Annotated in this window: 14 protein-coding genes and 13 tRNA genes; 20 read left to right on the plus strand and 7 right to left on the minus strand. The window is 48.3% G+C overall.

Annotation, left to right across the window (positions count from 1 at the left end):
• Nucleotides 1-41: 41 nt before the first annotated feature.
• The 6 genes from lnt to NY07_RS00120 all read right to left on the minus strand — a co-directional run bounded on the left by lnt (nt 42) and on the right by NY07_RS00120 (nt 6,079).
• Nucleotides 42-1,601, minus strand: a complete 1,560-nt coding sequence (gene lnt / locus NY07_RS00095; protein ID WP_033537330.1) for an apolipoprotein N-acyltransferase — start codon at nt 1,599-1,601, stop codon at nt 42-44.
• Between the two features lie 26 nt (nt 1,602-1,627).
• A complete protein-coding gene (corC, locus tag NY07_RS00100; protein ID WP_033537331.1) occupies nt 1,628-2,503 on the minus strand; it encodes a CNNM family magnesium/cobalt transport protein CorC in 876 nt (291 codons plus the stop codon).
• A 26-nt stretch (nt 2,504-2,529) separates the two neighbouring features.
• Nucleotides 2,530-3,003: an rRNA maturation RNase YbeY gene (ybeY, locus tag NY07_RS00105; protein WP_033537332.1), complete on the minus strand. Its 474-nt coding sequence runs from the start codon at nt 3,001-3,003 to the stop codon at nt 2,530-2,532.
• Nucleotides 2,993-4,036 (minus strand): PhoH family protein, encoded by a 1,044-nt coding sequence (locus NY07_RS00110; RefSeq protein WP_033537333.1) that lies wholly within the window; start codon nt 4,034-4,036, stop codon nt 2,993-2,995. Before NY07_RS00110 ends, ybeY begins: the two co-directional genes overlap by 11 nt.
• Nucleotides 4,037-4,253: 217 nt before the next feature.
• Nucleotides 4,254-5,678: a tRNA (N6-isopentenyl adenosine(37)-C2)-methylthiotransferase MiaB gene (gene miaB, locus NY07_RS00115; RefSeq protein WP_033537334.1), complete on the minus strand. Its 1,425-nt coding sequence runs from the start codon at nt 5,676-5,678 to the stop codon at nt 4,254-4,256.
• A 98-nt stretch (nt 5,679-5,776) separates the two neighbouring features.
• On the minus strand, nt 5,777-6,079 hold the full coding sequence (locus tag NY07_RS00120; protein ID WP_052125432.1) for a hypothetical protein: 303 nt from the start codon (nt 6,077-6,079) through the stop codon (nt 5,777-5,779).
• Between the two features lie 244 nt (nt 6,080-6,323).
• On the opposite strand from NY07_RS00120, the gene NY07_RS00125 reads away from it, so the two are divergent.
• The 20 genes from NY07_RS00125 to NY07_RS00220 all read left to right on the plus strand — a co-directional run bounded on the left by NY07_RS00125 (nt 6,324) and on the right by NY07_RS00220 (nt 17,312).
• On the plus strand, nt 6,324-7,460 hold the full coding sequence (locus NY07_RS00125) for an FAD-dependent monooxygenase (RefSeq protein ID WP_235363880.1): 1,137 nt from the start codon (nt 6,324-6,326) through the stop codon (nt 7,458-7,460).
• A 150-nt stretch (nt 7,461-7,610) separates the two neighbouring features.
• Entirely contained in the window at nt 7,611-8,198 is a 588-nt protein-coding gene (gene pth, locus NY07_RS00130; protein WP_033537336.1) for an aminoacyl-tRNA hydrolase, read from the plus strand.
• A 172-nt stretch (nt 8,199-8,370) separates the two neighbouring features.
• Nucleotides 8,371-9,462: a redox-regulated ATPase YchF gene (ychF, locus tag NY07_RS00135; protein WP_033537337.1), complete on the plus strand. Its 1,092-nt coding sequence runs from the start codon at nt 8,371-8,373 to the stop codon at nt 9,460-9,462.
• Nucleotides 9,463-9,730: 268 nt separating this feature from the next.
• Nucleotides 9,731-9,807: transfer RNA gene (locus NY07_RS00140), tRNA-Met, on the plus strand.
• A 92-nt stretch (nt 9,808-9,899) separates the two neighbouring features.
• Nucleotides 9,900-9,984: transfer RNA gene (locus NY07_RS00145), tRNA-Leu, on the plus strand.
• A 49-nt stretch (nt 9,985-10,033) separates the two neighbouring features.
• A tRNA-Gln gene (locus NY07_RS00150) sits at nt 10,034-10,108 on the plus strand.
• A gap of 25 nt (nt 10,109-10,133) precedes the next feature.
• A tRNA-Gln gene (locus NY07_RS00155) sits at nt 10,134-10,208 on the plus strand.
• Nucleotides 10,209-10,228: 20 nt separating this feature from the next.
• Nucleotides 10,229-10,305 (plus strand) — tRNA-Met (locus tag NY07_RS00160).
• A 92-nt stretch (nt 10,306-10,397) separates the two neighbouring features.
• Nucleotides 10,398-10,482, plus strand: a tRNA-Leu gene (locus NY07_RS00165).
• Between the two features lie 46 nt (nt 10,483-10,528).
• A tRNA-Gln gene (locus tag NY07_RS00170) sits at nt 10,529-10,603 on the plus strand.
• Nucleotides 10,604-10,623: 20 nt separating this feature from the next.
• Nucleotides 10,624-10,700, plus strand: a tRNA-Met gene (locus NY07_RS00175).
• A 136-nt stretch (nt 10,701-10,836) separates the two neighbouring features.
• Nucleotides 10,837-10,921, plus strand: a tRNA-Leu gene (locus NY07_RS00180).
• 46 nt (nt 10,922-10,967) lie between these two features.
• Nucleotides 10,968-11,042: transfer RNA gene (locus NY07_RS00185), tRNA-Gln, on the plus strand.
• Between the two features lie 54 nt (nt 11,043-11,096).
• Nucleotides 11,097-11,181: transfer RNA gene (locus NY07_RS00190), tRNA-Leu, on the plus strand.
• Nucleotides 11,182-11,227: 46 nt separating this feature from the next.
• A tRNA-Gln gene (locus NY07_RS00195) sits at nt 11,228-11,302 on the plus strand.
• Between the two features lie 54 nt (nt 11,303-11,356).
• Nucleotides 11,357-11,441 (plus strand) — tRNA-Leu (locus tag NY07_RS00200).
• 854 nt (nt 11,442-12,295) lie between these two features.
• Nucleotides 12,296-14,656: a multiheme c-type cytochrome gene (locus NY07_RS00205; RefSeq protein ID WP_140946868.1), complete on the plus strand. Its 2,361-nt coding sequence runs from the start codon at nt 12,296-12,298 to the stop codon at nt 14,654-14,656.
• Nucleotides 14,657-14,836: 180 nt separating this feature from the next.
• Nucleotides 14,837-16,204 carry a winged helix-turn-helix domain-containing protein gene (locus NY07_RS00210; RefSeq protein ID WP_140946869.1) on the plus strand — a complete coding sequence of 456 codons (1,368 nt, stop codon included), beginning with the start codon at nt 14,837-14,839 and terminating at the stop codon, nt 16,202-16,204.
• Nucleotides 16,205-16,403: 199 nt separating this feature from the next.
• Nucleotides 16,404-16,892 (plus strand): hypothetical protein, encoded by a 489-nt coding sequence (locus NY07_RS00215; protein ID WP_033537340.1) that lies wholly within the window; start codon nt 16,404-16,406, stop codon nt 16,890-16,892.
• 12 nt (nt 16,893-16,904) lie between these two features.
• Entirely contained in the window at nt 16,905-17,312 is a 408-nt protein-coding gene (locus NY07_RS00220; RefSeq protein WP_033537341.1) for a hypothetical protein, read from the plus strand.
• A gap of 76 nt (nt 17,313-17,388) precedes the next feature.
• Here the strand turns inward: NY07_RS00220 and NY07_RS00225 are convergent, their stop codons facing one another.
• Nucleotides 17,389-18,336, minus strand: a complete 948-nt coding sequence (locus NY07_RS00225; RefSeq protein WP_033537742.1) for a ribose-phosphate pyrophosphokinase — start codon at nt 18,334-18,336, stop codon at nt 17,389-17,391.

Below are 18,336 nucleotides of genomic sequence, written 5' to 3' on the forward strand. Positions count from 1 at the left end.
ATCCCCGCTAAGGCGGGGATTTTTGTTTGTTATGGGCTTACTTATTTAAGTTGCAGGCGTCTTATCACGGCGCCAATTAACACTAGAGTGCACAGAAGCAGAAGCGGCGTCTGACCCCATCGGGCAAATCCTGTCATCCCTGCCACGAGCGGCACCTCAGCCTTAAGTACTCCGGTTTCAAACTGGGGCAAACTATGGGTTATCTTGCCTTGGGTATCGACGATTGCCGTGACCCCGTTATTAGTGGCCCTTAGCAAAGGTCTACCTAATTCGATGGCGCGCATCTGGGCGATCTGCATATGTTGCAAGGGGCCATTGGAGCGGCCAAACCAGGCATCGTTTGAGACGGTAAGCAGGAGCTCTGTCCCTGCGTTGACGTTGGCTCTGAGCTGCTCGGGGAAGGCGATTTCATAGCAGATGGCAGGTGCTATCTGATGTCCCACAGCGTTCAGGTTCGGCTGCTTGTAATCGCCTCTGGCGAAAGAGGACATGGGCAGGTTAAAGAAGGGCGCCAGTGGCCTAAGTAGATCTTCAAGGGGCACAAACTCGCCGATGGGGAGCAGATGATGCTTGCGGAATTCGTTATTGCCATCGCCGCTATAATCGGCGCTTTTCTGTTGTTGCTGCTGGTGGTTGCCTAGGACAATCAGCGAGTTATAGAAGCTATTTTGCTGCTTGCTGATAATGCCAGTGATGATGGCACTATCGTTCAGGCCCGCAACCTTGTTAGCGTTATCGAGAAACTCTTCGACCATATATTCGGGCGCAGGGATCGCCGCCTCTGGCCAGATAAACAGATCTGTGTCTGCCAGCGAAGGTCGTGAAAGATCCATATATTTCAGCATGGTTGGCCAAAGCGCTTCTGGCTGCCACTTCATGCTTTGGGCGATATTGCCTTGCACTAGGGCGACTTTCACCGATTTACCCGTAGGCGTAATGCCAGACCAGTGACCGCTGGCATAACTGCCGCTACCGGCAAGGATTGAGATGAGGATGAGGGGTATAAACCTGACTGCGAGTTTGTGACCCGGCCTAGCCGCGATAACCAGAGCACCAGAGAGCATCACCAGCAATAAGCTCAGGCCTAATGCGCCTATGTTACTGGCCAGTGGCGCCAATGGACCACTGGTTTGACTGTATCCTGCCCAGATCCAGGGGAACCCGGTCAGCACCCAGCCTCTGGCCCATTCCATTAACACCCAAGAGGCGGGAAAGATGGCAAGATAGCGTAACCAATATGAATGAGGGGATAACTTGGCGCTGAGATAACCGGCAAGCGCGGGGTAGAGCGCCAAGTAGAGCGCCAACATTGCCATCAGACCGAGGGAGGCAATAAGTGGGAGACCACCGTAGACGTCCATGCTGACATGGACCCAACTGATGCCGATAGAGAAACAGCCAAAACCAAAACTTAGCCAGTAGCCAAATGCCTGTTTAGGGGCAAGTGAATGACTGTGACCGAGGGCGAAGGCAAGTGCCAGCAGGTAGATGGGCCAGTAACCATAAGGGGCGAAGGCCAGTGTGGTACTGGCACCCGCCAGATAGGCGAGTACCAGCCGTATTACAGGATGATGGGCAATTGCCCTAAGTCGTAGCAGCATTATAGCCTCATCAAGGGACTGAAAAGTTAAGCGTTTTCTTCTTCAGTCTGGGGATCGGGGAGCTTGACCCTAAGCTGAACCAGTCTGCGGGTATCGGCGCTAATCACCTTAAATTCAATGTCATCTATGGTGATCTTTTCGTTACGCTCGGGCAGGTGGCCAAAGGCATGGGAAACCAGGCCGCCGACGGTATCAAACTCTTCGTCACTAAACTGAGTGCCGAAGGTTTCATTGAAATCGTCGATGGGGGTGAGCGCCTTAACCATATAGAGTTGTTTGCCGACCTTGCGGATCTCTGTCTCCTCGGCTGAGTCATGATCGAATTCATCTTCGATTTCACCGACGATCTCTTCGAGAATATCTTCGATGGTGACCAGGCCTGATACTCCGCCGTATTCATCGACTACGATGGCCATATGATAACGCTGAGAACGAAACTCCTTGAGGAGGACGTCGACGCGCTTGCTTTCTGGCACAACGACCGCTGGGCGGATCACCTGTTCGAGGGAAAAGGGCTCGTCGTTATTTTTAAAGCCGTACTGCAGTAAATCTTTAGCCAGCAGTATGCCTTCGATATGATCTTTATCTTCATTGACCACGGGGAAGCGGGAATGTGCCGAGCTGATAACGGTCGACAGCAGCTCCTCTACCGTGTTGTCTATTTTTAGCGCCACAATTTGTGCTCGTGGGATCATGATGTCACGCACGCGCAGATCGGAGACTTCTAAAACACCTTTAATCATTTCGCGCGTGTCTTCGCTGATCACTTCTCTTTGTTCAGCGTCGTGGATCACCTCCACTAACTCGTCGCGACTTTGTGGTTCGCCCTGGAATAACTGACTTACTTTTTCTAACCAGCCCTTCTTATGGGCGTTGGTACTCGGTGGGTTATCGTCACTCATAGTATTTACCTGACCAAAAAGGTCGATTATTGCTCCTTGTAAGGATTGGGAAACCCCAAGCTTTCAATAAGTTGAGTCTCTAAAGACTCCATCTCTTCTGCTTCGCTATCAATGATATGATCATACCCTAGCAGATGCAGACAACCATGTACAACCATGTGAGCCCAGTGGGCTTCGAGGCTTTTTGCTTGCGCTTTTGCCTCCTGTTCAACCACAGGCACACAGATGACTAAGTCGCCAAGTAGTGGCAGTTCGACCTCTGGTGGAGACTCGAACGGGAATGATAGCACATTTGTCGGCTTGTCTTTGCCTCTATAGGTATGATTTAACTGCTGACTTTCAGCCTCATCCACCAAGCGAATAGTCAGCTCGGCTTCTGGCATAGTATTGCCAAGAGCGAGGCGTACCCAAGACTCAAACTGCGCCTGAGTCGGTACCTCGCTCGCCTCTGTGGCGAGTTGTAGATCCAGATTAAGGATTAAGGGGGTATCAGGCGTCATGGTGCTTTGGTTCCTCAGCCCTAAATTGGCTCTCACGCTTGGCCTTTTCGCTGGCCACCTTCTGTTCGTGAACCTCATAGGCTTCGACGATACGGGCCACCACAGGGTGACGTACCACATCCTTGGCCTGGAAGAAGTTAAAGCTCACTTCATCGACTTCGCTCAATACCTCGATAGCATGGCGTAGGCCTGACTTTTGATGCTTAGGTAGGTCAATTTGCGTGATATCGCCTGTGATCACCGCGCGGGAGTTAAAACCGATACGGGTAAGGAACATCTTCATCTGCTCTACCGTAGTGTTTTGGCTCTCATCTAAGATGATAAAGGCATCGTTAAGGGTGCGGCCACGCATGTAGGCCAGTGGCGCAACTTCAATCACGCTGCGCTCAATTAAGCGCTCCACCTTTTCGAAGCCCATCATCTCAAATAGGGCGTCGTATAAGGGACGCAGATAGGGGTCGACCTTTTGGCTGAGATCGCCAGGCAGGAAACCCAGCTTCTCGCCCGCTTCAACTGCCGGGCGGGTTAGCAAGATGCGTCTCACTTCCTGACGCTCCAAGGCATCGACCGCCGCAGCGACCGCCAGGTAAGTCTTACCTGTACCAGCAGGACCGATACCGAAGCTGATGTCGTGGCGCACAATATTGGCCACATATTCACTTTGATTCGGGTTGCGGGGCTTGATCACGCCACGCTTGGTCTTGATATAGAGTTCTTTATCGTCGCGGGGCGCTTCGGCTTCCAGGGCTATCGCTTCCTGAATCGCCATATGCACCTTATCGGGTTCCAGATCTGGGGTGCTGCCGCGTACCGGTTGTGTCTCGATATAGAGTTCTTTGAGCAGATTATTGACCGTTAGACAGTTACGCGCCTGACCGACAATTTGAAAGTGGTTGTTGCGGTAGTTGATCTCTACACCGATGCGGCGCTCGAGTTGTTTGATATTGTCATCAAAGGGACCGCATAGTGACGCGAGTCGACGGGTATCAGAAGGCTCTAGATACAGATTGAGCGTAGTGAGTTTGTTTGACAAAAATAGCTCCAGTTGCAGATTGTCGTTAAAGCATATCTCGTGAGGCCTAACCTCAACAGACTATAGAGACAGTTTACGAGGCATTAAGTTTAATTGCTAACGCTATTTGTTTGAAGTTATACGCTCGGTAAGTCAGCGTAGCGCCAACCACAAAGCGCCAGCAATAAAAAAGCGACCCGATTAAGGTCGCTTCTTCTCTGATGTCAGCTTATAACTGTTACGGGATAAACTGAGTCACGCCGAGGTCGTCATCTTTCTTGTGCTTGGCCAAGATATCAGATGGGCGCAGGTCGCGGCGCAAATCCATCTCATCTTCGCCGCGAATGAACTTGCCACGCAGTGAGTTGGTAAACACGTCGACAATCTCAACATCGACGAAGCTGCCAATATGTTTAGGGTCAGCCTCGAAGTTGACCACGCGGTTGTTTTCGGTGCGGCCGCGCAGCTCCATCGGGTTTTTCACCGAAGGGCCTTCTACCAAAATACGCTGCACTGTGCCGAGCATCTGACGGCTGTAGCGCATTGCCTGCTGGGTGATCCTGTCTTGCAAGATCGCCAGACGTTCCTTCTTCTCTTCCAGCGACACATCATCGGGTAGATCCGCTGCCGGTGTACCCGGACGCGCACTGTAGATGAAGCTGAAGCTGTGATCGAATTGCACATCTTCAATCAGCTTCATGGTATCGGCGAAGTCTTGCTTAGACTCGCCTGGGAAGCCGATGATAAAGTCAGAGCTGATCTGGATATCGGGTCTTGCCTTACGCAGACGGCGAATGATCGACTTGTATTCGATCGCCATATGGCCACGTTTCATCTGGGTGAGAATGAGATCCGAACCCGACTGCACCGGCAGGTGCAGGAAGCTCACCAATTCAGGCGTATCCTCATACACATCAATGATGTCTTGGGTAAACTCGATCGGGTGGCTGGTGGTGAAACGAATACGATCGATACCATCGATGGCGGCCACATAACGCAGCAGCTCGGCGAAGGTACAGATATCGTCATCATGGGTTGCACCGCGATAGGCGTTGACGTTCTGGCCTAGCAGGTTCACTTCGCGCACGCCTTGCTCGGCAAGCTGGGCGATCTCAAGGATCACATCGTCCACCGGACGACTCACCTCTTCACCGCGGGTATAAGGCACCACGCAGAAAGAGCAATATTTGCTACAGCCTTCCATGATGGAGACGAAGGCGCTTGGGCCTTCGGCGCGCGGCTCAGGCAGACGGTCGAACTTTTCGATTTCGGGGAAGCTGACGTCGATAACCGCCTTGCCACCTTGTTGGATCTGCTCGATCATCTCAGGCAAGCGGTGCAGCGTCTGTGGACCGAAGATCAGGTCGACACACTGGGCTCTGTCTTTGATCGCCTTACCTTCTTGAGACGCCACGCAGCCACCTACACCTATGATCAGGTTAGGGTTCTTATCTTTTAGCGTCTTCCAGCGCCCCAGCTGGTGAAAGACTTTTTCCTGTGCTTTTTCGCGAATCGAACAGGTATTTAGCAGTAGGACATCTGCCTCTTCTGCCTCTTCGGTCAAGGTATAGCCTTGATATTCGTCGAGTAGGTCGGCCATCTTTGATGAGTCATACTCATTCATCTGACAGCCCCAGGTTTTAATGTGGAGTTTCTTACTCATCAGTTTTGCGCCGTTGTTGCAACTACTGGGAAAAATAGCGCGACATTTTACCCTCTGAGCACTCCGCTGGCTAGCTTTTGCGCGTCATAAGCGTGAATTTACTCTGCGCGCGCCTTTTGCTCAGCCGGGAAATCGACTAGCGCGACCTGTCTTGGCGTGTCCTGTGCAAAAAATGCTTCGGCCATCGCCTGGCTGCTGTTTTTAGCTTGTCGTTGTATGCTTGTTCGGATCTCGGCTCTATAATGGCTCATTAATTCAATCGTATATTGATATAGGGCATAATCGAGCGAGTTACGATAGGTTACAGTCATCGTCTCCATTTGGGAGGTGACGCTAGCACCAGCCAGGTTAGATAACAGGGCTGATGCGGTGAATACACTAGCTATCATTAACTTTTTCATCGGACACTCCATGACACTCAGTAAGTGGTAAAGATTGCTTTGAGGTGAGAGTGTAGGGGGCAAAGCTCAGGCTTGCGCCCTGGCTTTGTAACTGCGTGTGAGCAGTAGCCGTGCTGGTAACATTTATATACGCAATCCGCCCAAGTGACATATTTGGTAATAAAAGAAGTAGGGAGTCGAACTCAAGGTGAGTCAGAACCAGCGCAAGACCTTAGTAAAAGATGTCGTCGTCATTGGCGGCGGTATGGTGGGGGCGGCAACCGCCCTTGGCTTGGCGCAGCTTGGCCTGTCTGTAGCTGTGGTTGAGGCCTATGCGCCGCAGGCTTATGACAGTGAACAGGCTTTAGATCTTAGGGTTTCGGCGATCAGTGTGGCGTCAGAGCAGTTGCTTGAGCGTCTAGGGGCCCTAGCGTCGCTTGGCGAGATGCGGCAGGTCGCCTACAAAGGGCTGGAAACCTGGGAGCTCGATGCTTGTATCACCCAATTTCATAGCGACCAGATTGGCGCCTCTCACCTGGGTCATATCGTCGAGAACCGTCTGGTGCAACTAGCCTTGTGGCAGCAATTTGAGCAACATGAGCAGTTAAGTTTGCTTTGTCCGGCTAAGGTGAGTCAATTCGAGCGCATGGATGAAGGCGTTCGGGTCAAACTAGAGGATGGCAGCGAGATAGAGACCCGCCTATTAATCGGCGCCGATGGTGCCAACTCTCAGGTGCGTCAGTGGGCGGGTATTGGCGTTACTGGGTGGGACTATGGCCAGTCGGCTATGCTGATTAATATCGCCACAGCGCAAGAAGAGCAGGATGTCACCTGGCAACAGTTCACCCCGAAAGGGCCAAGATCTTTACTGCCGCTACCGGGCAAACATGCCTCCTTAGTGTGGTATGACGATGCCAGTCGTATCGCTCAGCTACAAAGTCTGAGTAATCAGGCGCTCTTTGAGCAGATAGATGCTCACTTTCCTAAACGCCTGTCGCGGGAGTTTAAGGTGCTCTCGAAGGGCAGCTTTAAGCTGACCCGACGTCATGTTCAGCGTTACTATGATGATCATCTGGTGATCTTGGGTGATGCCGCTCACACCATTAATCCGCTAGCCGGTCAAGGGGTTAACCTGGGCTTTAAGGATGTCAGCGCCCTTATCGACACTTTTGCCGATGCCATTGCCAATCATAAATGCTGGTGGGATAGGGCAGTGCTCAAGAGTTACCAATGTAAACGCTATAGCGACAACCAGCTGATGATGACCACCATGGATCTCTTCTACGCAGGTTTTAGCAACAATCTGTTGCCATTAAAAGTGCTACGAAACGGCGCCCTCAAACTTGCCAATATGGACGGTCCCATCAAGCAGAAAGTGCTCAAGTACGCCTTGGGGCTTTAGGTGTTCAGATCAGGGTTTCTCTAATAAAGCAGACTTTGGGGGGCGTTTAGCCTCCTTATTCTCTGGGCTCGGGATAAATTTGTTGCTGGCTCGATTGAGTGCTAAAATGCCGCGTTTTTTATTGGCACTTGCGAGATGGACTAGAGTGAGATGAGCAACATAAAGCTGATTGTCGGGTTAGCTAACCCGGGCGATAAATATGAGCAGACTCGGCACAACGCAGGTGCATGGTATGTCAACGAGCTAGCGCGAGTGTGTGGCGTGAGTTTAGTTGCCGACAGCAAATACTATGGCCTTACCGCCAGAGCCACCCTCTATGGTAAAGATGTACGCCTGCTGATCCCGACCACCTTTATGAACCTTAGCGGTAAGTCGGTAGCGGCCTTGGCGAATTTCTTTCGCATCGAACCCGAGGAGATCTTGGTGGCCCATGATGAACTGGACATGCCGCCGGGTGTGGCTAAGTTTAAGCTGGGCGGTGGGCATGGGGGGCATAATGGCCTCAAGGATATCATCGCCAAGCTGGCGAATAACAAGGGCTTTTATCGATTACGTATCGGTATCGGTCATCCAGGGGACAAGAGCTTGGTTAGCAACTATGTGCTGGGCAAGGCGCCACAAACCGAACAGCGCCTCATCGAAGAGGTGGTTGACGAGGCGGTGCGGGCGACTGAGATCCTCTTTAAAGAAGATATGAGTAAGGCGATGCACAGGTTGCACTCTTACAAGGCAGGTTAATGCCAATCGTACTAAATAACTGAGCTTTCTAACTTGTTAAAACGCTCGATAACTGTGTTTTTCAGTGCTATGACTGATCACTTATTTATTGTGATTGGTAGAGCCAAGAATTCGGCAGTGAACAGCTTCATTATCGCTTAGGCGATAAGATTAATTGAATAAAGGTAAATATATGGGTTTTAAATGTGGCATCGTCGGCCTACCAAACGTAGGTAAATCGACACTGTTCAACGCCTTAACTAAGGCGGGTATCGAAGCGTCTAACTTCCCGTTTTGTACGATCGAACCTAACACGGGTGTAGTGCCTGTGCCCGATCCACGTTTGGAGGCCCTGGCGGAGATCGTTAATCCTGAGCGTGTATTGCCAACCACCATGGAATTTGTCGACATCGCTGGCTTAGTTGCTGGCGCCTCGAAAGGGGAAGGTCTGGGCAACAAGTTCCTGGCAAACATTCGTGAAACCGATGCGATTGGTCACGTGGTACGTTGTTTCGAAGATGACAATATCGTGCACGTTGCTAACAAGGTGTCGCCAGCCAGCGACATCGAAGTGATCAACACTGAATTAGCGCTGGCCGACTTAGATTCTTGCGAGCGTGCTATTTTACGTCAGCAAAAGCGCGCCAAAGGCGGTGACAAAGACGCTAAGTTTGAGGTAAGTGTCCTTGAAAAGATGCGCCCTGTGTTAGATGAAGGGCATATGCTGCGCTCTATGGATCTGACCAAGGAAGAGCTGGCGGCAGTTAACTATCTTAACTTCCTGACGCTGAAGCCGACCATGTATATCGCCAACGTTGCCGAAGATGGATTTGAAAACAATCCGCACCTGGATGTGGTACGTGAGATCGCCTCGAAAGAGAATGCGGTTGTGGTTGCTGTGTGCGCCGCCATCGAATCTGAGTTGGCCGAAATGGATCCAGATGATCGCGACGAGTTCATGGCCGATCTTGGTTTGGAAGAGCCTGGTCTTGACCGCGTGATCCGCGCCGGTTACCAGTTGCTGGACCTACATACCTACTTTACTGCGGGTGTGAAAGAGGTTCGAGCTTGGACTGTGCCTGTGGGCGCCTGTGCACCACAAGCGGCTGGCGTGATCCACACTGACTTCGAACGTGGCTTTATTCGTGCTCAAGTCATGTCTTATGATGACTTTATCGCCTATAAGGGTGAGGCCGGCGCCAAAGAAGCGGGTAAACTGCGTGTCGAAGGTAAGACCTATGTGGTTAAAGATGGCGATGTGATGCATTTCCTCTTTAATGTCTAGCATCTAGCGCCGAGTTCGGCGCCCTAGAAGTAGATGACATAAAGGCGGCTCGGTAGTGATATCGGGCCGTTTTTGTTTTAACAAAGGGGCAAAATAGGCGCAAATCTTCGCTTTTAAGGGGGAAATTGCATAAGGCCTGGCCACTTTGGTGAGTTTATAGGCGAACGGCTTAGATAGTTTAAATTAGCGAAAAAAAGCTGTTGACCTGCCTACGCTGAATAAGCATAATACGCCCCGTTCCTCAGCAAGAGGGGCGCGAAATATTGATGGCTATGTAGCTCAGCTGGTTAGAGCACAGCACTCATAATGCTGGGGTCGCAGGTTCAAGTCCCGCCATAGCTACCATCTCTTCAGGATGTAAAATTGAAAGTGTGGCAGGGATTGAGTCCCGACTATATATGGCCACCATCTGTTCAAGATGTAAAACTAGAAGCAGTGCGGGAGTGGTGGAATTGGTAGACACGCCAGATTTAGGTTCTGGTGCCGCAAGGTGTGAGAGTTCAAGTCTCTCCTCCCGTACCATTTATTTTTGACTAGAGGTTGTCTACTTTTAGTCTTAAGCAAGATTGATTGGGGTATCGCCAAGCGGTAAGGCACCGGGTTTTGATCTCGGCATTCCCAGGTTCGAATCCTGGTACCCCAGCCATATTCTTTCTCGCTTACAATGTTTTTGGGGTATCGCCAAGCGGTAAGGCACCGGGTTTTGATCTCGGCATTCCCAGGTTCGAATCCTGGTACCCCAGCCATTTATCAATAAGATAAATGTGGCTATGTAGCTCAGCTGGTTAGAGCACAGCACTCATAATGCTGGGGTCGCAGGTTCAAGTCCCGCCATAGCTACCATCTTTTCAGGATGTAAAATTGAAAGTGTGGCAGGGATTGAGTCCCGACTATATATGGCCACCATCTGTTCAAGATGTAAAACTAGAAGCAGTGCGGGAGTGGTGGAATTGGTAGACACGCCAGATTTAGGTTCTGGTGCCGCAAGGTGTGAGAGTTCAAGTCTCTCCTCCCGTACCATTATTTTTAGGTTATAGGTTTAGCCTGTAATCTGAGCCAAGCTTGTTGGGGTATCGCCAAGCGGTAAGGCACCGGGTTTTGATCTCGGCATTCCCAGGTTCGAATCCTGGTACCCCAGCCATTTATCAATAAGATAAATGTGGCTATGTAGCTCAGCTGGTTAGAGCACAGCACTCATAATGCTGGGGTCGCAGGTTCAAGTCCCGCCATAGCTACCATCTTATTCTAGGTAAATCCGCCGTTATCGGCGCCATCTGCTCGAGATGTAAAACTTGAGGTTTGCTAGTTAGTTGAGCCCTTAGTAGTTCAGACATATGACTAGAATCTTTATCAGGATGTAAAACTAGATGCAGTGCGGGAGTGGTGGAATTGGTAGACACGCCAGATTTAGGTTCTGGTGCCGCAAGGTGTGAGAGTTCAAGTCTCTCCTCCCGTACCATTATTTTTAGGTTATAGGTTTAGCCTGTAATCTGAGCCAAGCTTGTTGGGGTATCGCCAAGCGGTAAGGCACCGGGTTTTGATCTCGGCATTCCCAGGTTCGAATCCTGGTACCCCAGCCATTTTTATCTAGCTTAAGATGTAAAACTAAGCCATCTGATCAGATGTAAATCGATGCGGGAGTGGTGGAATTGGTAGACACGCCAGATTTAGGTTCTGGTGCCGCAAGGTGTGAGAGTTCAAGTCTCTCCTCCCGTACCATTATTTTTAGGTTATAGGTTTAGCCTGTAATCTGAGCCAAGCTTGTTGGGGTATCGCCAAGCGGTAAGGCACCGGGTTTTGATCTCGGCATTCCCAGGTTCGAATCCTGGTACCCCAGCCATTTTTATCTAGCTTAAGATGTAAAACTAAGCCATCTGATCAGATGTAAATCGATGCGGGAGTGGTGGAATTGGTAGACACGCCAGATTTAGGTTCTGGTGCCGCAAGGTGTGAGAGTTCAAGTCTCTCCTCCCGTACCATTATTTTGATACAAAAAAGCCTGTCCAAGTGACAGGCTTTTTTGTGTCTAAAATTTAAAGGGATGTTGAGGACTTCTGAAATTAAGATATATCAATCAGTATGAAGCTGTAATTACTCTGTGGTCGTTTAGCGCTTTTAATGCAAGCTCATTCAATGCACTTCTGCTTTGGTATCCGCAGTAATAACTCAATGTGTTGACCTATCTCCAGATGACCCCCATCTATCGTCGTTAGATGCTCTCTGCGTTACCCTAGCGCTTCCTTAATCCCTCTATGCAACATCTTACCTATAGCGGGGGAGTGAGAAATACATTAGGTATGTAAACTGAATGAATACCCTATTGATTGTTACAGGCGATTTGAATAACTGAACTAGATTCAAGTTAGTTAATACAGTAAAGGAAGCGCTAAAACTCGCCTGTTAGATGTGTTGTTGTCTGCTTACTTCAGCGAAGAATGCTCTTAAAATTACGTCATTACATGCTGTGCTCAGAGTCAGGAGCGATACACTCTTCTTGAGTGACGGTATTAAATTATCGGTGGGATAATTGCAAACAGGTTTTAAATCCTAGTGCTTGGTAACAAATCACCTTTTTGTTAACTTTTGTTAGCCGTTTTAGTGCTAACAATCACGCTTTTTTTGTCTGGGTTAACATTTTCACAGCTGGGATGAGTGGTTTTTTTTAACATGTACCGGCTTGATTGTTAACAATTTGGCCTTTGTTTGTGCTGTATTTCTCGTTGAGTAATTTGTTCTAAAATGCAACCGAGACCGTCACACTTTTATTGCACTCGGTTAGTTACATTTCGCTTGCCTCAATAAAGAGGGCTAAATAAAAAAGTGAGTTGAACAGATGATGAAACGAGTTGATATAAAAGTTACTGCTTTAGCAGCCTTCATCGGGCTGGCTTTGACGGGTTGTTCTGGAGATGATGGACAAAATGGTAAAGATGGTGCACCAGGTGCTCCAGGTCAACCAGGGTTCCCTGTTGCAACGGATGCTAAAGCATTTACGGTAGCGGTAGATAAGATAGTCGTTGGAACACAGTCTGACATTACGTTCACCGTGACCAACGAAAAAGACCTTCCTGTTGTTGGTTTAGAAAAGTTTGGTTTTATACTCTCTGGCCTTGAGGAAGGCACTGAAGGAGATGCTAACAACTGGAAGCTGCTTAGCTCAGAAGCATGTCCCGCCAGCAAGTACGCTAAGTGTGGTAGTTTGGTAGATAATCAAGACGGAACGTATACCTATAGCTTTGAAAAAGACGTTACTGCAGAAACTGCCTTTACCATTTCCGATGAAAAGACACTAAGACTAGTGGTAAGAACCGGTGGCGAAGCCGTTGGTGCAACAGAGTTAAGCTATGCCAATATGCATTATGACTTTAGAGGCCAAGGTTTAGAGCCACTATATACCAAGAATGTGGTCAACAACCAAAACTGTGTAAGTTGTCATGACGGCTTTACTATTCATGGTGGTAAATACACTGAAGTAGAAACTTGTGCTTCTTGCCATGCTGACAACAAAGTCAGTGATATCAGCAAAGTATTTCCAATGTTAGCGCATGAAGTTCATATCGGTGTGATCTCTGCGCCTGTTGGTGGTTGTGATAATTGTCACTCTCAAAATGAGCAAGCCACTGACTTTGCAAATTGGAAAAACGTTCCAACCCAAGAAACTTGTATTACTTGTCATAGTGACGTCAATTTCAAGGAAGGCATTGGTCATTGGCCATATCAGGACAATGCACAATGTGCTAACTGCCATACCTCAGAGACTCTTGAGATGGTGCATTTGTCTACCTACAAGGGCCAGAACGAGCGTCGCGAAAACCTTCATCTGACTGTGACCGACGCTAGAATGGTTGATGCTCCAGAAGCCAAAGCCAACATCGATGCTAACTTAGATACCGATAAGACTGGCTATGTGCAATTAACTGTCGACATCTTAGATAAAGATGGCAATAGCCGTAATGAGCAGTTGGATCTGGTTAAGTATATGTACTACGCCGAGTTCTATATCAACTGGGGTGGGCAAGATATGGGCATGGAGCGTGGCAAGGTTCTGCGGGTTCACACTAATAAAGAGAACTTCCCTGGTTACGTAGACGAGCCAATCGTACTTAACTATGAAAATGGAAAGACAACGTTTGAGATAGGCCCATTTGACCTTGAAGATGATTTCGACGGCGACCTTAACGCTAGCTACGGTATGGTGACGCCGCGGATCTGGTTCTGTATCGACAAAGATGGTGAAACCATTCAGGACTGTGATGGTAAGACTGATTGGAGTAACGGCGCTGCGGGTTACAACTGGCAACACTTCTTCAATAAGCAAGGGTTGCTTGAAGAGCGCCCACGTCGCCAGATTGTTACCAATGAGCTTTGTGGGGACTGTCATGGTACGACTACCTCAGGAGAAGGTTTCGTGCAAATGACGCTTAACTGTCGTAGCTGCCATTCTGTGGTTAAGAACGATAGTACTTACTTTGGGACCACCTGCGCTTCAGGTTCAGTTGACTCCGATGGCGACGGTGTTTTAGACCCAATGATTATGATGAAGAATTTGATGCCACGCGGTGAACGTGATTGGACCACTGCATCGAATGCTGCTGAAGAATGTGTAGCTTGTCATAACGCCAACAATATGCCGACCCAGGTCATCCGAAATTCACAGACGAAGCAAGGTGATGATGATTACGTTGAGCAGTTGACCATGAGCCACCCCGATCAGAAGGTATGGATTCATGCTATGCATGCTAATAACCGTGCTAATCAAAGTGGTGAAGGCTGGAGACGTAATGTCGAATACTCAGCAGATTTAGCAAACTGTGCCAAGTGTCATATTGGTGACAGCTTTGATGCTAAATATCTAATAGGGCGTAAGCCGTTAGCGCTTGACCTTGATTACATGGATACTTATGACGGTCTAGACCCTGCAAATGGTAAAGACACTAGCGGTAATAAACGTTATGCCGTCGATGCTGTTGCCGATGCTTTCGTATCGCCAACTGCGGCAGTGTGTTTAAGCTGTCACGGTAAACGTGCGGCCAAAGAGGGCGAAGATCGTCGTCAGGTGCGTAAAGATGTTGTGAGTCATATGAAACAAAATGGGGCACAGTTTGGTGTGGAGCTCGGTCAGTACACAGGCGAAGAGTCATGTGCTGTGTGTCATGATTTAAATAACCTCAAGGAATCACATAACCTGAAATAAAGTTTTCATCCTGCAATATTTTTGGCCCTAGCTTTTTGCTAGGGTCTTTTTTTACGGGGATCACAAATATTAACAAAGCGTCAATTGTTTAATTGGAACTCAGCATTATGTCAGATTTAGGATTAATAAAGTGCCGTAGAATACTGATTGGGGGCTGCTAAAAGTAGTAAGGGTTAGGTTGTGAAAATTACAGAATTTTTAATGATTGATTTAGATGCCAGAGAGTTAGTCGATACTAAACTTTCTACTCGTTGTGCATTATCGCTCTCTGAATTAGAAGTACTAAAAAGCTTAGTCAAGAATGTAGGTGAGGTGGTTAGTAAAGAGACTCTATATGCCGTCGGCTGGCCAGGCAGAGTCGTTGCGCCTTCATCATTGACTCAATGCATGAGTAGCTTAAGAAAAAAGTTGCATGGAAAAACAGACATTGAAATAAAAAATATCCCGCGTTACGGATACAGCTTGTGCATTATTGAGTCGGTAGAAGCAGTAACACCTGCATCGCCTGCTAATGTAAGTTCTCTAAGTAATCAAGAATCATATCATTCATTAACGGTTACGACTCGCGAGGGGAAGGCAAAAGCTTATCCGACCAAGAGTGTAAGCAGGCTTAAGTCCATGCTCTATCGTATTGTAGCAATTAGCCTTATTGCCGCGCTAATTATTGGGCTGCACTTTTCTGGTGGGTTAAAGCTTATAGTTAATCACCTTTCTTTACTTGCTGAACCCGAAGTGGCATCGATTACTGCAAAACCTTTTTTACTGGCTCAAAACCAATCCTTGTTACATACAGTGCAATTAGATGACCAAGCAAAAAGCATAGCTACAGAAAATGTGGGTGATAATTGGTTTAATTATGACAATATTTTCAACAATTCGAGTGAAAAACAGTTGTTTACATTTGAAAATGGCCGTTATGAATCGGTGGCATTATGTAACCAGTTTAACGGTAGTTGTATTGACAAACAGCCACTCAATTTAGTCAGTGCCGTGAATAACCTAACTCCACCACTCGATATCCAATGGTTAGCTGATACCAAGCTCAGAATGGAACAAGTGACTTACAACAATATCCTTTTAGATAAATTTTCACCCGCAGATAAGGGGCTAGTTGAAGATGTTTATAGAGCAGATGTTTATTACTATTCAGATAGTAAGAATGTGGTTCGTGCAGATGTTCGTTTATCAATGATATTTGATTCTGCAAACCGAGGTAAAATGGTTGCAGCTGCATGTATTACCGATGATATGTTGAAAGAGATCTCTATTCGCTATCAGTTTAGTGGTGAGTTTAAGGTGACGCAAAGTGAAGTCGATGGTAAAACTGTTCGCACTTTCCTTGTAGATGTAGAAGACCATTCATTTACTAGCCCACAACAGATATCAAAAGAGTCTGCAACCATCTATCGTGAGATCCGTAAGCATGTATTGAAAAACGAGCAAATGGTGTTAAGGCAGCTTTATCAAGATGATGATAGCGGTGTGTGGATGCTGCCGTTATGGGGTGAGACTATGGTATGGGCTCACAGAGAGCTGGTGTCACTCTAACGATAATCGAACCGAGTGATAATAATATTGATGTAATGAGCCTGTCCAAGTGACAGGCTTTTTTGTGTCTGTCCGTTAGGATCTCAAATCTCTCGCCTGTATCTGTTTCAGCTTACTTCAGAGTATCAAACGGTTCTTTTATCTGGCTCTGCTAGGGCGAATAGTCGGCTGCTGGTGGCTGCTAGCGCCTTGTGATAGCATGAGTTTTTTATCACAGGGAGTGAATACCTTGAGTCTTAAAACCTTACTCTGTGGCCTTAGCCTGCTGGCTCTAAGTCCACTTGTACTGGCCGAGCCCAGTGTCTTATCTATAAAGCAGAGCGTCAAACCAAAATCTTCAGATCGATATATTCGCGCCGTACATCAAGAGATAGAGACCCATAACATAGGGCTAGAAAAGATTCGCTACGCCATCTTGATGGGCATGCTCAATACCAAGGGCTTTGCCTGGGTGTACGATGGTGAGGGCGAGGGATATATCTTGGCGCGCTTCGACTATCGCGGCGACACTAACGTCATGCGTATCGAATACGATGAGTCTATGGTGCAGCTCAAGTATCAGGACGCGCTAGGAGATTATCAGTGCGCCAATCTCATCGATGGGATCTGCTATAAAAATGGTCGCGGCTATTACAACTACATTAAAAATCTTAGGGCCAGCATCGCCAGACAGCTGCAAATGCGTTAGGGAAGGATGAAGATGAAGAAGATAACATTTGGAATGCTATTAACGCTAAGTCTTATCAGCCCGCTACAGGCTGAGGGCCTGCACATCTATCAAGATCCCATTCCACTGGGCAGCTATGTGAGCGATTATGATGACATGCTCGATAAAGCCGTTGCCCGTAATCATTGGGTCTTTGAGCGCCAGGCAGACAAGCGTTTCGCTAGGCTTAACTACAAAACTTATTTGATCAATGTTGAACTGGTTGAAAGCGATAAGGGAATTGCCGTTACCTTGCTTGATGCCAAACGCGAAGGTTGCACTAAAAGTTGTGACGTCGACATGAAGAAGGTCACTGGCTGGTTAGTGAAACTGCGCCGTGCTATCGCCTATGAACTAACACTTCTGGTTCGTGACGACGCCCTGCGGCGCGCGGTTCACTAACCCATATATGTGATTATGATAGACACAAAAAAGCCACTCAATTGAGTGGCTTTTTTCGTTTACAGCACGCTTGCGATTAGTGCTTGAACATCGCAGAGATAGACTCTTCGTTGCTCACGCGGCGAATCGCTTCGGCCATCACGCTAGACATGGTCAGCTGAGTCACTTTATCCTGCGCAGCCATCTCTTCGCTCAGCGGGATAGTGTCGGTAACGATCACTTCATCGATCACAGACTCTGCGATGTTCTTAGCTGCGTTACCAGAGAATACTGGGTGAGTGGCGTAAGCGAATACGCGGTTAGCACCGTGTTCTTTAAGCGCTTCTGCAGCCTTACACAGGGTACCGCCGGTATCGATCATGTCGTCGACTATGATGCAGTCACGGCCTTGTACGTCACCTATGATGTGCATCACTTGGGCAACGTTTGCCTGTGGGCGACGCTTGTCGATGATAGCCAGATCTGAATCGTCCAGTAGCTTAGCGACGGCGCGGGCACGTACTACACCACCGATATCTGGTGAAACCACGACAGGGTTGTCCAGCTGCTTAGCTAACATATCTTCAAGCAGCACTGGGCTACCAAATACGTTATCTACAGGTACATCGAAGAAGCCCTGGATCTGCTCGGCGTGCAGGTCACAAGTCAGTACGCGGTCAACCCCAACGCTTGATAGGAAGTCGGCGACAACCTTAGCGGTAATAGGTACACGAGCACTACGAACACGACGGTCTTGACGTGCATAACCAAAGTAAGGAATAACCGCAGTAATACGGCCAGCAGATGCGCGACGTAACGCGTCTACCATAACGATAAGTTCCATCAGGTTATCGTTAGTAGGTGCACAAGTAGATTGAATGATAAACACATCCGCCCCACGTACATTTTCGTTAATCTGGACACTGATTTCACCGTCGCTGAAAACGCCAACCTCAGCGTCTCCGAGTTTACAAAATAGGCGATCTGCTATCTTCTTTGCGAGACTGGGTGTGGCGTTACCGGCAAATAGTTTAATGTCAGGCAC

The organism is Shewanella sp. ECSMB14101 (assembly GCF_000773485.1).
In the GTDB taxonomy this organism is placed as follows: Bacteria; Pseudomonadota; Gammaproteobacteria; order Enterobacterales; family Shewanellaceae; genus Shewanella; species Shewanella marisflavi.